Raw genomic sequence first — 15,612 nt, 5'->3', positions numbered from 1 at the left:
CTAACGCTACATTCTGAATGGTAAACAAAGTCATCCTAATATAAGTTAAGAAGTTGTTTATTGAAAGTTAGAATTTAAAAGCTAATCCATAGCCATCTTCGTTTACATTAAAGTTTAAAGAATTAGAATAAGTTGTAGTTTCATTTTCCAACTCAACTGCCTTTTTTATATTTTTATTAAATCCAATCCATAATGGAATTGAAGTAGCTGTAATTCCTAAACCAATTCCAAGATAAATTAAACCAGATTCTCTATTTGATTTTCTTGTTATCTTTTCATAAGGATTTTTGCTATTTCCTTTACCTAAATTTCCAATGAACATTCCTGTACCGAATCCAATACCAAATCCGCCAATAGTACTAATGATGGTTCCAAATGTTTTATTTGAATAAGCTTTTTGAATATGTTTTATTGCACTGGGATTTTCAAATACTTGCTTATATTGGTTTAGTCTATAAGTTTCTTCATTTTTAATAAATAAATCTTTAGTACTTGTTCCTAAAATAATTTGTTGATTAGAATTTGTTTCTTGACTAAAAGCAAATGTATTTGTTAATAGTAATAAAAATGTTAATTTTTTCATTGATATAGTTTAAAGTAATTTTTCATCAACGATATTTGGTAAAGTCACTTTCAACAAAGGCTCTTCTTCCATTGCTCGTTTTATCGCAAAAATAGCTTCTTCGTTTCTTGCCCAAGATCTGCGCGCAATTCCATTGTTTACATCCCAGTGTAACATTGATTTTAAGCGATTTTCAGCATCTTGTGTTCCATCTAACAACATTCCGAAACCACCATTAATCACTTCTCCCCAACCAACGCCACCGCCGTTGTGAATAGAAACCCAAGTTGCACCTCGAAAACTGTCACCAATTACATTATGAATTGCCATATCAGCCGTGAATTTTGATCCATCATAAATGTTAGAAGTTTCACGGAAAGGAGAATCCGTTCCCGAAACATCATGATGATCACGTCCTAAAACAACAGCTCCAATTTCTCCTTTTGTAATTGCATCGTTAAACGCTTTTGCAATTTTCATACGACCTTCTGCATCGGCATATAAAATGCGAGCTTGTGAACCAACGACTAATTTGTTTTCTTGCGCACCTTTTATCCACGTAATATTGTCCTGCATTTGTTGCTGAATTTCTTTCGGAGAATGTTGCATGATTTCTTCTAAAACTTGACAAGCAATTTCGTCTGTTTTTTCTAAATCGAGAGGATTTCCAGAAGCACAAACCCAACGAAAAGGTCCAAAACCATAATCAAAACACATTGGTCCCATAATATCTTGAACATAACTTGGATAAGCGAAAGTTTCGCTAGCTAATTTTGAATAAGAGGAATCTACTAAGTTTCCTTTTTCATCTTTATGAACTTTGGCACCAGCACGGGAAGCTTCTAATAAAAAAGCATTTCCGTAATCAAAAAAATAGGTTCCTTTTGCAGTGTGTTTATTTATAGCTTCGGCATGACGACGTAAAGTTTCTTGAACTTTTTCTTTGAATAATTCAGGATTTTCTGCCATCATTTGATTAGATTCTTCAAACGATAAACCAATCGGATAATAACCTCCAGCCCAAGGATTGTGCAATGATGTTTGATCTGAACCTAATTCGATATAAACATTTTCTTCATCAAATTTTTCCCAAACATCAACAATATTTCCATTGTAAGCGATAGAAACAACTTCTTTGTTTTCTTTTGCTTTTTTTACACGAGTAACTAATTCGTCCAAATCTGTAATTACTTCGTCTACCCAACCTTGTTCGTGACGTTTGTAAGTCGCAGCAGGATTTACTTCGGCAGTTACCGAGATAACGCCTGCAATATTTCCGGCTTTTGGTTGTGCTCCACTCATTCCGCCAAGACCAGCCGTTACAAATAATTTACCAGCCGTTCCTTTGTCATCAATTTTCCGAGAACCATTCAAAACTGTAATTGTTGTTCCGTGTACAATTCCTTGTGGACCGATGTACATATAACTTCCAGCAGTCATTTGTCCATATTGTGAAACACCTAAAGCGTTCATTTTTTCCCAATCGTCAGGCTTCGAATAATTCGGAATAACCATTCCATTCGTTACCACAACTCTTGGTGCATTTTTGTGCGAAGGAAATAATCCCATAGGATGTCCAGAATACATAACCAAAGTTTGCTCTTCCGTCATTTCTGACAAATATTTCATCGTCAAAAGATATTGCGCCCAATTCTGAAAAACAGCGCCATTTCCTCCGTACGTAATTAATTCTTCGGGATGTTGAGCTACTGCATGATCCAAATTGTTTTGAATCATTAATTGAATTGCTTTTGCTTGTTCAGAATTTCCTGGATAATCAGAAATTGGTCGAGCAAATATTTTGTAATCTGGCATGAAACGATACATATAAATTCGTCCAAAATCTTCTAATTCTTGTTTAAATTCAGGAATTAATTCTGCATGAAATTGAGAATCAAAATAACGTAATGCATTTTTAAGTGCTAATTTTTTTTCTTCTTCTGATAAAATTTCTTTGCGTTTTGGCGCATGACTTATAGTTGTATCTCTATATTTTTTTGAAGGAAGATGTGACGGAATTCCTTCTTTTATTTGTTCTTGAAATGTCATTTTTTTTTGTGGTTTTCTTTTAATGTTTTACGTAGAACGTTACATGTTTTTTTTGTTACTCTAATAATCTATCCTTTGACAAGCTCTAGATGACAAGGATATTATGTGTAACGTTAAACGTTTTTGTCATTCTGAGCTTGTCGAAGAATCTACAGGTTATAGTTTATTTTTCTTTAAATCTTTGTCAATAAAAAATAGAATAATAAATCCGACGAAATAACACACTAAATCAATCCATGAGAATGATGTTCCGATGATGATTCGTGCAGCTTTGTTATGTCCTAAACCTATTAATTCTACAAAATTAAAATACTGTAAAATTTCAACTACAAAAGAAAAAATCAACGTAAAAATTGCAAGATTAATCGCTTTTGTGTTGATAAATGCTTTGAGAAAATAGTAAATAAAAATTACGACTAAAATATCGCCAATAAATGGACGAATGATTTTGTCTTTGATAAAAAGTGCAATAAAAACTTCTACTAAGAAAATTATAATCGCAATGATGAAGGATTTTTTATCGAATTTGAACATTTAATATTTTTTACATTGGTATTATTCATTTTTTGACCTTCGAAAAGCTCAGGATGACAATTTAATTCTGTCACTCTGAGCGTGTCGAAGAGTCTTTCTACTATGTATAGGTTTCCTGTATTATAAATAGTTGCTCTGGATGACAAGAATTATTTAAAAATTTAAAATTAATTTCTTGAAATCCTCTGTTTGTAATAAATCGATGATATTATTGATATCATCTCCAATCAATCTATCTTCTTCTAGTTTTGGACAAACTGAACGAACTTTTGCAAAAACTTCCTCTAAAAAAGGACTTGTTTTACGCGGTCTTCTAAATTCTAAACCTTGACAAGCGTACATCAATTCAATTGCTAAAATACGCTCTACATTATCTAAAACTTGGTTGAATTTTCGTCCTGAAATACTTCCCATGGAAACATGATCTTCTTGTCCTAATGATGTCGGAATAGAATCTGCTGAAGCCGGAAAACACAAGGTTTTGTTCTCTGTACAAAGTGCTGCCGTTGTATATTGAGGAATCATAAAACCTGAATTTAAGCCAGAACTTTCTGTTAATAATTTAGGTAAACCATATTTCCCTTCTAATAATAAATAAGAACGACGGTCTGATATATTTCCTAATTCTGATGCAGCAACTGTTGCATAATCTAACGCCATTGCCAAAGGTTGTCCGTGAAAATTTCCACCAGAAATAGCTTCTTCATCAGAAATAACAATTGGATTATCAGTTACAGAATTTAATTCGATTTCGGCTAATTCTTGTAAATGGAAAAATGCATTTCTTGATGCGCCATGAACTTGTGGCATACAACGTAATGAATACGGATCTTGCACACGTCCGCAATCCATATGAGAATAAGCGATTTGTGAATCTTTTAATAATTTTCTGATTCTTTCAGCAACGAATAAAGTTCCTTTGAATGGACGAATTTGGTGTAATTCTTCTCTGAATGGACTTGGAGAACCTTCGTAAGCTTCTAATGATAAAGCACCTGCAACGTCAGCTAAATTTAATAAATATTCAAATTTTTCTAATCCGTTTAACGCATGAGATAAAATGAATTGTGTCCCATTTATTAAGCCCAAACCTTCTTTTGCAGATAAATGCAGAGGTTCTAAATTATGCTTTGTCAATGCTTCTTTTGTTGAGATGATTTGCTCACCTTCCCAAACTTTTCCTTCACCTATTAATGGTAAAAATAAATGTGATAAAGGAGCTAAATCTCCCGAAGCACCAACCGAACCTTTTTCTGGTACAACAGGAATAATATCTTTCTCTACCATCAATAAAATTCGTTCTACAACATCTAATGTTACGCCCGAAAAACCTTTTGATAAAGCATGAGCTTTTGCAATAAGCATTGTTTTAGAAAATTCTTTTTTGATAGGATTTCCAACACCAACAGCATGACTTATTAGTAAATTATGTTGTAATTGTCGTGTTTCGTCTTCAGATATTTTAGAGTCGCAAAGTGGTCCAAAACCTGTATTTATACCATATACAGTTTGTCCAGATGCAACTATTTTAGCTACATTTTGTTGCGATTTTGTGATTTGTTGTTTACTGTCTTCATTCAATGCAATTTCGATGTTTCCTTGCTTTATTCCTTTGTAGTCCTCAAAAGAAAGGAAATCGATTCCGTAAGTTTTCTTGATCATTTTTTCGATTTTGTGTCATTTCAAAGATAATCTTTTCATTGATTAGATAAAAGATAGAAATCATTTCTAATATAATATTTTGACTTTTCATAAGGTTTTATACCGCTATCTTTTATAAATTTGCAGAAATTTTTATGTAATGTGTGATAAACATCTTCATGACGAAATAGGAGACGACCATATGTCAGCTAACTTAGAGACTCCTCTAAGAGATGATGCGTTTGAGCTGTCTGCAGACGAAAAAGTAGAAATGATAGAGGCGGATTTTCGTCATATTATGGAAACTTTAGGTTTAGATTTAACAGACGATAGTTTGAAAGGAACACCAAAACGTGTTGCGAAAATGTTCGTAAAAGAAATTTTTGGAGGATTATTACCAGAGCGCAAGCCAGGTATGTCAACTTTCGAAAATAAATATAACTACAATCAAATGTTGGTTGAAAAAGATATCGTGGTTTATTCTACTTGCGAACATCACTTTTTACCGATAGTTGGTCGTGCGCACGTTGGTTACATTTCGAAAGGAAAAGTAATCGGATTATCTAAAATGAATCGTATTGTAGAGTATTATGCGAAACGTCCGCAAGTACAAGAACGTCTTACAATGCAAATTGTAAAAGCGATGCAAGATGCTTTGGGTACAGACGATGTAGCGTGTATTATAGATGCAAAACATTTGTGTGTAAATTCTCGTGGTATAAAAGATATCGAATCGAGTACGGTTACTGCCGAATATGGTGGAGCATTTAAAGATAATGAACAACTAAGAAAAGAGTTTATTGCGTATATCGGAATGAAAACTACTTTCAACGTTTAAAGAAAATAAATCCAAAAAAATGGTAAAAGAAAATCAATTAAAATTACATAATTCCTTAACGGGAATCAAAGAAACATTTGTACCTATTAATCAAGATAATGTAGGAATGTATGTCTGTGGACCTACCGTTTATAGTAATGTACATCTTGGTAATGTACGTACGTTTATGTCGTTTGATATGATTTATCGTTATCTGAAATTTTTGGGTTACAAAGTTCGTTACGTTCGTAATATTACTGATGCAGGACATTTGACAGATGATGGAAATGTAGAAAATGATCGTTTTGTAAAACAATCAAAATTAGAGAAACTTGAACCAATGGAAATTGTACAGAAATACACTGTCGATTTTCATAAAGTTTTAGAAAAATTTAATTTACTTCCTCCAACAATCGAGCCTACAGCAACAGGACATATTTTAGAGCAAATTGCTTTAGCGGAGAAATTGATTGATTTAGGATTTGCTTACGAAGCAAACGGATCGGTTTATTTTGATGTAGAAGCATACAACAAAAAAGGACTTAATTATGGTGAATTAAGCAACCGTAATATCGAAGAATTAATTAATAATTCAAGAGATTTAGACGGACAAGGAGAAAAGAAAAATCCGGTGGATTTTGCTCTTTGGAAAAACGCTTCACCTGCTCACATCATGCGTTGGGCTTCACCTTGGGGAGATGGATTCCCAGGTTGGCACTTAGAATGTACAGTGATGAGTACCAAATATCTTGGTGATTATTTTGATATTCACGGAGGTGGAATGGATCTTAAATTCCCACATCACGAATGTGAAATTGCACAAGCAAAAGGTTCTAACGGACACGAACCAGTAAAATATTGGATGCATGCAAATATGTTGACAATGAATGGTCAGCGTATGAGTAAATCGACAGGAAATTACATTTTACCAATGCAATTAGTAAATGGTGAAAATAATTTCTTCGAGAAACCATTTCATCCAGCAGTTGTACGTTTTTGTTTCTTACAAGCCCATTATCGCGGTGTTTTAGACATTTCGAATGATGCAATGTTAGCTTCAGAAAAAGGTTTTACACGTTTGATAGAAGCGCTGAAAACATTAGAAACAATCACTCCAAAACAAACTTCTACAGTTGATATTAACGAGTTAGAAGCGAAGTTGTACACAGCAATGGACGATGATTTTAATACGCCAATTTTAATTGCTCATTTATTTGATGCGGTGAAAATGATTAATTCTATCAAAGAAAATTTTGAGAATATTACGGCTGAAGATTTGGATCGATTAAAAACCTTGATGAATGGATTTGTACATGATGTTTTGGGTCTTGATACAGATGAAATCAACGAGAGTTCGGACAAATTAGACGGTGTTGTAAAAATGTTAATCGAAATGCGAAATCAAGCACGTGTGGATAAAAATTGGGCTTTATCAGATCAAATTAGAGATCAATTAAGTGCTTTAGGAATTCAACTGAAAGATGGCGCAGATGGAACATCATTTACGTTTTAAGAAAAAAATAGTTATAGTTAATAAACAAGTAAAACCGCTTTTAGCGGTTTTTTTTTGTTATATACTTAGAATAATAATCTATTTTTTAACAGAATATTTGTAAAATTTAAGAAAAATTCACATATTTGTAATAATTAGCACTAAAAATTAACATAATATGAGGAGAAGATTTACATCTTTAAGTGTCCTATCATTATTTATGATGGGAGGACTGTCTTATGCTCAAGTCTCAGGGGTCTTACGAGATTCAAACAATTTCCCAGTTGAAGAAGCGGAAGTTGTTGTTAAGAGTACGGGAGTGAAAGTTTACACAGATGGAGACGGTAATTTTAATGTAGATGCCAAAGTGGGTGATATACTTAAAATTATTGATTCTAATGGAAAAGAAAACACAGTAAAAGTTACTTCAACTAATTTAGGAGTTGTTCGTTTTTCTAAATCTGATGCAGATAATATTGAATTACAAACAGTAAACCTTATTGGAGGAATTAAACTTGATCCTGCACAAAAGGTAGGGTCTTATACAACTGTTTCTAGAGATAATTTTGAAAGCACGCCTGTGTCATCTGTAGATGAGGTTTTAAACGGTCGCGTAGCAGGACTTAATTATTCCACAGCCAGTGGAGATCCAGGATCCTCTAATATGATTGTAATTCGTGGAGTTGGTTCTATTCTAGGAACTCCAAATCCATTATACGTTGTAGATGGTGTTGTAGTTGGTAAAGGGGCAGATAACGCAAGTTTGATGGAATCTTGGAATCCATTATCTTCTATCGATCCAAATATGATAGAGAATGTTACAGTCTTGAAAGATGCTTCTGCAACAGCATTATATGGTGCACGTGGAGCAAATGGAGTTATTGTAATTACAACGAAGAAAGGTAAATATGGTCAAAAGCCACGTTTTAATTTCTCGTCAGATATGGCTGTTCAAGATATTGCTTTTGATAAAATTAATATGATGAATGCTAGTCAATATCATCAATATGGGGGGCAGAATTATTTTAACTCTCAACAAGCTTTAGGGACAACATTTAACTCTTTAGAAGATGCTATATCTCAATTTATAAAAACAAATGATGCTGATTGGGATGGAAAAGAAACAGACTGGAGAAAAGCAGTACAGCGTAATCAATCTTTTGTTAATACGTATAATTTCTCTGTAACAGGAGGGACAAACGGTATTTCGTACCGAGCAGGATTAACATATTATAAGAATAAACCATTAATACAAACTACAGATTTTGATCGTAAGAGTGCTATTTTAGCATTTGATCAAAAGATAACAGATAATTTGAAATATGGTTTTTCTGTAAATTATACAGGAGTTGAAAGAAAAACAATTCCAGATGCAAATGCCTCAGCTAATCCATGGTTATCGTCATTATTTATTCCAACAAGTAAACCAATTTACAAAGATGGAACATATAATCAAACTAATTTAGGAGAAGTAACAGAGGGGTTTAATCCAATAGGAAATTTAAATAACAATTATTTAAAAGGAAAAGTAGATACTTTCTTAGGATCTTTTACAGCTGAATATAAATTTTTAAAATACCTTACTTTTAATACTTTATTTGGTGGACAAAGACAAATAATGGATGAATTAGTTTGGTGGGATCCTTCTTATGGTGATGGTATTGCACAAAATGGATTTATGCAAACGGGTGATACAAGAATTTGGGATTGGAATTTTACAAATACCTTATCATTCAGAAAGAAGTTTAACGATATCCACGATATAGATTTTGCTGTAGGAACGGATTATCAAGATCACGAATATAAATTGAGACAACAACAGGGTAGAGATTTTTCAGAGCCTATTCCAGATTTTCAATATTCAGATCCGGATAAATTTATAGATGTAAGAACAGGTGCTGGTACTTTTTATAAATGGAGACAAGATTCTTATTTCTCTAAATTAAGCTATATCTACGATAACAGATTTACTTTTGCAGGGCAATTTAGATATGATCGAGTTTCAGTTTTACCTAAAAAGAACAGAGGAGGTTTGTTTTGGTCTGTAGGAGGGAGTTGGAATATTGGAAAAGAAGAATTTTTAAAAGGATCTTCTGTCGTTAATAATTTAATTCTGAAGGCAAGTTATGGACGTTTAGGTAACGTACCATTTGCAGATATGTGGGGTAACCAATATTATTATAATTCATTGGTGTCATCATCTACAACAACACCATATCCGTATGGAGATGATTATTATACCATTATTTCTTCTGCTGGTAATGCTAATTTAGATTGGGAAATATCAAAACAATTGGACGTTGGTTTCGAAATGAGTTTGTATAAAGATGCATTAGGAATTACATTTTCGTACTATGATAAACAAACAGAAGGAGCATTATTTAATGCTGTAACAAAACCAGAATCTGGTGATCCTAGTAGTTATATTGCAAACGTATCAGATATTTCAAATAAAGGATTTGAGGTTACACTAACAAGTTCACCTTTCAGAAAAGAATTTAAATGGGATATTAATGCAAACTTTTCTCGAAATATTAATAAAATTGAGAAATTAAATATAGAAGAAGACATATACGTTCTTGATGATATGCGTGCTTTATCTGAAGGTCAGTTATTAGGAGAATATTACACATGGTTATGGGCAGGTCCTAATAACGATCCTAATGTAGGAGAATTAGGTGTAGGGTCTTGGTATACAGATGCTACAAAAACAGCAACTACAACAGATAAAAGTAAAGCAGAAAAAGCATGGTTAGGAAAATCAGCATTTCCTAAATATTTAGTTGGTATTTCAAATACGTTTTCTTATAAAGGATTATCTTTAAGTGTTTTGTTTACAGGTCAATTTGACTTTTATGTACACAATGGTTTTCATTCATTCTTTTTCAATGATGGAAACTTTCCTGGTAGAAACCAAATTGCAGATGCAATGGACTATTGGACACCAGAAAATACAGATGCTGCAAATCCAAAACCACAGCTTAATAATCCAAACAATAGCCGTTTAGAGTCGGATAGATGGATGCGTAAAGGAGATCATATTCGTTTAAAAGAAGTTAAGCTAGCATATAACTTTGGCGATAAATTTAAACAACAAACAGGTGTTAAAAATTTAGTTCTCTATGTAAAAGGATTCAATATGTGGACCCATGCTTTTGATAAAAACTTAAATTTTGATCCAGAATCAGTAGAAAATGCATGGTCATTTGAAGGAAAAGGAGTTTTTAACTATACTACTCCTATTATCAAGAGTTTATCAATTGGAATGTCATTAGATTTTTAAAATTTATTTAAATGAAAAAAACAATATTTACTATAGTCGGTATTTTAGCACTTAACTTATTTAATTCATGTAGTGATGATGTGTTAGACTTAAAACCACCTTATGAGGATACTTTAGATAACGCAATAAAAACAGAAAATGATGTATATAAATTTCTTTTAGGAAGCTATTTAAAAACATCATCTAGTTCTTTATATGGAGCAAATTTTTTCTACTTTGGAGATTTGTTAGGTGATACTTTTTTTAGAAGTAATAAACATAATGGCGGATTTACAAGTCTTGTTATAATGAATTATGATCCTAATAATACTGGAGAAATTAATTTTTATAGATCTGCTTATGATGTGATTCAGAGTACAAATTTTGTGATTAATAATGAGTTAAATGATACTCCGTTAAACAAACAGTACAAAGGTGAGGCACGTTTTTTAAGAGCAATAACTTATTTTAATTTATTAAATTACTATTCATCATCTCCTAAATCAGGTCAGTATCAAGAAGTAGGGGTGCCAATAGCAGTCTATCCATATAATGCAGATGAAAAAATAGCTCGTTCATCTGTGGCAGATGTCTATAAATTAATTGTAGATGATTTAAATTACGCTATAGAAAACGCAAAGGCAGAACCAAGTTCTAAAATATTTGCAAGTAAAACAGCAGCTAAATTATTATTGTCGAGAGTTTATTTAACAAGACAAGGCCAAGGTGATGCTCAACTTGCATTTAATTTATCTAATGATGTGATTACGAATTCTCCTTCATCATTTGCACCACTTGCAAATAATAAATATGAAGAATATTTCGCGTTAAATAATGATGCTTTAGCAGAAAATCAACCAGAAACAGTTTGGGAATTAGATCAAAATGTAGTAAATAACTCAGGAGTAAATCTATCTCTTAGTGTTTTTTACAGTAGAACAGGAACTAAAAAAGGATTAATGGCAAAAGAATCTTTTTACTCTTCTTTTGGAAGTACAGATACGAGAAGAATATTATTGACAAATCAATCAGCGCCAGCAGAAGATAGTCCAAAGGGATATTGGATGAGAAAATTTGAAAGAGCATCAACAGGAGGAAACTATACTCGAAATAATAAAATTTTGAGATTCTCTGAAGCATACTTAAATAGAATAGAGGCATTGTATCAATTAGGAAATAATACAGAAGCTTTATCAAAGTTAAATGAGTTTGCATTATCTAGAAAAGGAAACACTTATACAGGAGCAAATTTATTAACTGATATCTTAACAGAGCGTAATAAAGAGTTTTTTGGAGAAGGACAACGATTTTTAGATTTAAAGCGTTACAATTTACCATTAGCTAAAGGTACTAATTGTCCAGGGAATTGTGATGTTCCTGCTAGTAGTAAGTTATTTGTTTTCCCATATTCAAATGGGCAACTATTAATTAATGAATTAGCGGTACAACATCCTCTTTGGAAATAAATTATCATCTTAAACATTTTTATAACATTTAACCCACTTAGAAATAAGTGGGTTTTTTTATATCTATCAATTTTAGTTTACTTTTGTAACGATTTATTCAAGAGGATGAAAAAAACAATCATTGGTCTATTTTTATTAGGAACTGTTATAGCGCAAGCACAACAAGATTCAGTTCAACAAATTTTGAAACCACTTAAAGGATCTTCAACAAACGATTCTATCACAAATTTTAAAACAAAAATTACAGATTATAAATTTTGGAACAACGGTCAAAAGCCAGAAATTATTGATACAACTTTAAATATCAAAAATTATTACAACCAAAATTTTATTAGACGTGATGCTTTTGGAAAACTATTTTTTCCTAATGTAGGAGGCGTTGTTACAGATTTAGAATATCAGGATCAACCATTTTCTACAAGTTTGTTGCCAACAGGTAAAAAATACAATTACTACCGAACTTCGGATATCAAATATTACGATGTAAAAACACCTTACACCGAATTTATTTATGAGAATGGTGTAAAAGAAGGAAATTTTCTATCTTCAACTTTTTCTCATAACATCAACAAGCAATTTAACTATACGTTTCATTACCGTGGATTAGTTTCAGAAGGTCGTTATCGTAATGAGAAAGCTCAAAATAACACATTTGTTTTTTCATCAAATTATAAAACAAAAAATGAGCGTTTCAAATTATGGTGGCATTATTCGGCTCAAAATCTTAAAAACAATGAAAACGGTGGAATAAAAGATATTAATGATTTTATTTTACAAGATGAACGTAGAATGACCAATGTGCGTAACATTGAGGTAAATTCGCAAACAGCAAAATCTACGTTTGATGCGCGTCGTATCGAGATGAATGCTTCGTATGGGATTTTGAAAAGAATGAATGCAAAAGATTCTACTTTTTATAATCCAATCATCATAAAGAATACAATTTCGTACGAGAAACAAAAATTTAGATACGAGGATTCTTCTGCAGTCGGAGATTTATACGAAACAGAAATTCTGACAAGATTAGGAAGGAGTAACCAAAAAGCTTCTACTGATTTTTATAACGTAACAACGGCAGGTTTTCAATGGACAGATCGTGTACAAATAGAAGCAGGTGTAAAGTTTCAGAACTTACGTGTTTTCTCGGAAGAAGCTTTAAATTATCAAATTTTTGACCCAAAAGATCCAACTGTAGTTTTAAGAACAGTTGTTAATCCAAAGCAAATCGAAGAGAATTTAGTCGGAATTGTAGGTAAAGTGAATTTTGATTGGAATGAAAAGTTGAAACTTTACGGAAATGCGGAGTTTTTACAAAGTGATAATTACAAAAGTGTATACAATGTAGACGCTGTGTTAGATATTACGCCAGTTAATGGATATACATTATCTGCTGGAGCTTTGATACAAGCTAAAATTCCATCGTTGAATCAGATTTATAACCAAAGTTTTTTCGAAGATTTTAACTATGCACATCAATTTGAGACGGAAAACACTCAAAAATTATTTGCTAAGCTTAATTTAGAGAAAGTAAAAACATCAGTAGAAGGTTCGCTTTATAATATTGATAATCATGTTTATTTAGATCAAGATTTGGTGTATAAGCAATTAAGCGATAACGTAAATTATTTTAAGATAAAAGGAATTAATCATTTACAATTCGGAAAGATTAATTTAGTGTCAACAGTGCAGTATCAGAAGGTAACAAAGAATGAAACTTATATGCCTTTACCAGATTTCTTGATTCGCGAAACATTATATTGGCAAGGAGAATTGTTCAATAAAAAAGCGCAATTACAAGCTGGTATTAATGCAACTTATTTTACCAAATATAATGGAATGCGTTATATTCCAATAATCAATGAGTTTGCATTACAAGATCCTACAAGTGTCCAAGAAATAGGAGGTTATCCAATTCTAGATATATTTATCAATTTCAAGGTTCAGAATATGCGTTTTTACATCAGAGGAGAGCATATTAATGCTTCGTTTACAAAAGAACCTAATTATTTTGCGGCGCCAAATGTTCCGTACAGAGATTTTAAATTTCAGTTAGGATTAAAATGGAATATTTTTAGTTAATACATTATTGCTCTAAGATTTTCGAAGAGCAGTGCTAATAAAATTTTAAAACGACTTCATGATGAGGTCGTTTTTTTTATATTTAGAAAATTGAGTAATTTGGTAAAAACATTTTTGATGAAAAAATTATTCTATTTCACAACTTTATTAGCAGCGACTACTTTTGCTCAAGAATTAAAAATTGAGCAAGCCAAAAAGATTTTTGATTTACCTACACATTGTATCAAAATTGAATATCCTAATAAATTGGGAAATGTTTTGGGAAGCGATCAAGATCTTAAATCGCCCAAGCAGCTTCGTCCAATTTTCTATGGTTGTTACGATTGGCATTCGTCTGTTCATGGTTTTTGGTCGATTGTAAAGTTGATGAAAGATTTTCCTGAATTAGATAAAAATAATCAAGTCAGAAATGAGTTAAATCAAATGATTACACCAGAAAATGTAGCGGTTGAGATGGCTTTTTTTAATGATAAAAACAATAAAAATTTCGAAAGAACATACGGCTGGGCTTGGTTGTTACAATTGCAAATGGAATTGAACAATTGGCAAGATAAAGACGCGCAAGTTTGGGCAAAAAACTTGAAACCTTTAAGTGATTTAATCATTACAAAATACAAAGATTATTTACCAAAATTAGTTTATCCAATAAGAACGGGAACGCATGACAATACAGCTTTTGGATTGAGTTTGGCGATAGATTATGCGCGATCTGTGAATGATAAATCCTTTGAAAATGTAATTATTACCAATGCGAACAGATTATATTTGAAAGATAAAAGCTGCAACATTGCTTTTGAACCAAGTGGAAGCGATTTCCTTTCGGCTTGTTTAGAAGAAGCTTTATTAATGTCGAAAATACATTCTCATGATGAATATAAAAAATGGTTAAAACCATTTTTACCACAATTATTTGATAAAAAACACGAGTTAAAACCAGGAATTGTTTCGGATAGAACGGACGGGCAATTGGTGCACTTGGACGGATTAAATTTTAGTCGTGCAACTGCATTGTATCAAATCGCAAATAAATTACCTGAATTAAATTATTTGAATGATTGGGCAAATCATCATTTTAATTATTCGTTCAATAATATCTCAAACGATGATTATATGGGAAGCCATTGGTTGGGAACTTTTGCACTTTATGCCTTGAAAACAAAGCAAGAAACTAAAAATTAGCTAAAATTAGGGATTTCTGAAAAGTGAGATTACATATAAATTTGTAGTAGACAAAAACTACTAATAAAAACAATTTGTATGAAAAAATATTTTTATATCGTAATCGTAATTTTGGGTGTTGCAGCTTTTGGATATAGCCAATACTCGAAAGGAAAATTAGAAGAACAATTAGCTAAAACAGGAAAATGTGTAGATGGTCTTGTGACAGAAACTGGCGGAACATTGAAGCGTCCAACAGCAACAATAGATTTTCCTGTAAATGAAGAAGTTTATACGGTTACTTTACGATCAAGAGCGGATGTGAATGAGATTGTCAAAATAAAATATGACACTTTAAATCCAGAAGAAGTGATGATTGTAGATAATTGTAATTAATTATATAGTCTCAAAGTTTGTAAAAAAAATCCATCAGAAAACTGATGGATTTTTGATTCTATATTTTTGTCTCGTCCTGAAATAATGATACAGAAAAAAGTATCATTATGAAAGAAGAGAGAGTTTATGTAAAGCGTACTCAACGGGATTACACTT

General features: G+C 32.0%; 11 protein-coding genes. 7 read left to right on the top strand and 4 right to left on the bottom strand.

The annotated features are described in order from the left end of the window. Positions 1-67: 67 nt before the first annotated feature. The 4 genes from RSC72_RS01015 to hutH all read right to left on the bottom strand — a co-directional run bounded on the left by RSC72_RS01015 (position 68) and on the right by hutH (position 4,807). On the bottom strand, positions 68-583 hold the full coding sequence (locus RSC72_RS01015; RefSeq protein ID WP_332545170.1) for a hypothetical protein: 516 nt from the start codon (positions 581-583) through the stop codon (positions 68-70). Between the two features lie 9 nt (positions 584-592). Continuing rightward, positions 593-2,611 carry a urocanate hydratase gene (locus tag RSC72_RS01010; RefSeq protein ID WP_332545172.1) on the bottom strand — a complete coding sequence of 673 codons (2,019 nt, stop codon included), beginning with the start codon at positions 2,609-2,611 and terminating at the stop codon, positions 593-595. 156 nt (positions 2,612-2,767) lie between these two features. Further along, positions 2,768-3,145, bottom strand: coding sequence for a ribosomal maturation YjgA family protein (locus RSC72_RS01005; RefSeq protein WP_332545174.1), 378 nt, complete (start codon positions 3,143-3,145; stop codon positions 2,768-2,770). A 153-nt stretch (positions 3,146-3,298) separates the two neighbouring features. After that, positions 3,299-4,807: a histidine ammonia-lyase gene (gene hutH / locus RSC72_RS01000; protein WP_332545175.1), complete on the bottom strand. Its 1,509-nt coding sequence runs from the start codon at positions 4,805-4,807 to the stop codon at positions 3,299-3,301. A gap of 139 nt (positions 4,808-4,946) precedes the next feature. On the opposite strand from hutH, the gene folE reads away from it, so the two are divergent. From folE to RSC72_RS00965, 7 genes are all read left to right on the top strand, one after another. Beyond that, the gene (folE, locus tag RSC72_RS00995; protein WP_332545177.1) at positions 4,947-5,624 is read left to right on the top strand and encodes a GTP cyclohydrolase I FolE; all 678 of its coding nucleotides are present in this window, start codon (positions 4,947-4,949) and stop codon (positions 5,622-5,624) included. A gap of 19 nt (positions 5,625-5,643) precedes the next feature. Beyond that, a complete protein-coding gene (cysS, locus tag RSC72_RS00990) occupies positions 5,644-7,116 on the top strand; it encodes a cysteine--tRNA ligase (protein WP_332545179.1) in 1,473 nt (490 codons plus the stop codon). 157 nt (positions 7,117-7,273) lie between these two features. Then, the gene (locus tag RSC72_RS00985) at positions 7,274-10,378 is read left to right on the top strand and encodes a SusC/RagA family TonB-linked outer membrane protein (RefSeq protein ID WP_332545181.1); all 3,105 of its coding nucleotides are present in this window, start codon (positions 7,274-7,276) and stop codon (positions 10,376-10,378) included. An 11-nt stretch (positions 10,379-10,389) separates the two neighbouring features. Further along, positions 10,390-11,823 carry a RagB/SusD family nutrient uptake outer membrane protein gene (locus RSC72_RS00980; protein ID WP_332545183.1) on the top strand — a complete coding sequence of 478 codons (1,434 nt, stop codon included), beginning with the start codon at positions 10,390-10,392 and terminating at the stop codon, positions 11,821-11,823. Between the two features lie 105 nt (positions 11,824-11,928). Continuing rightward, positions 11,929-13,902 carry a putative porin gene (locus RSC72_RS00975; RefSeq protein WP_332545185.1) on the top strand — a complete coding sequence of 658 codons (1,974 nt, stop codon included), beginning with the start codon at positions 11,929-11,931 and terminating at the stop codon, positions 13,900-13,902. 117 nt (positions 13,903-14,019) lie between these two features. Then, entirely contained in the window at positions 14,020-15,081 is a 1,062-nt protein-coding gene (locus tag RSC72_RS00970) for a DUF2891 domain-containing protein (protein ID WP_332545187.1), read from the top strand. Between the two features lie 78 nt (positions 15,082-15,159). Continuing rightward, the gene (locus RSC72_RS00965; RefSeq protein WP_332545189.1) at positions 15,160-15,456 is read left to right on the top strand and encodes a hypothetical protein; all 297 of its coding nucleotides are present in this window, start codon (positions 15,160-15,162) and stop codon (positions 15,454-15,456) included. Positions 15,457-15,612 lie beyond the last annotated feature (156 nt).

The organism is Algoriella sp., from assembly GCF_036647415.1.
In the GTDB taxonomy this organism is placed as follows: Bacteria; Bacteroidota; Bacteroidia; order Flavobacteriales; family Weeksellaceae; genus Empedobacter.
The sequence above is the reverse complement of the archived record's forward strand: the minus strand, read 5'-3'. Positions and strand labels throughout refer to the sequence as shown.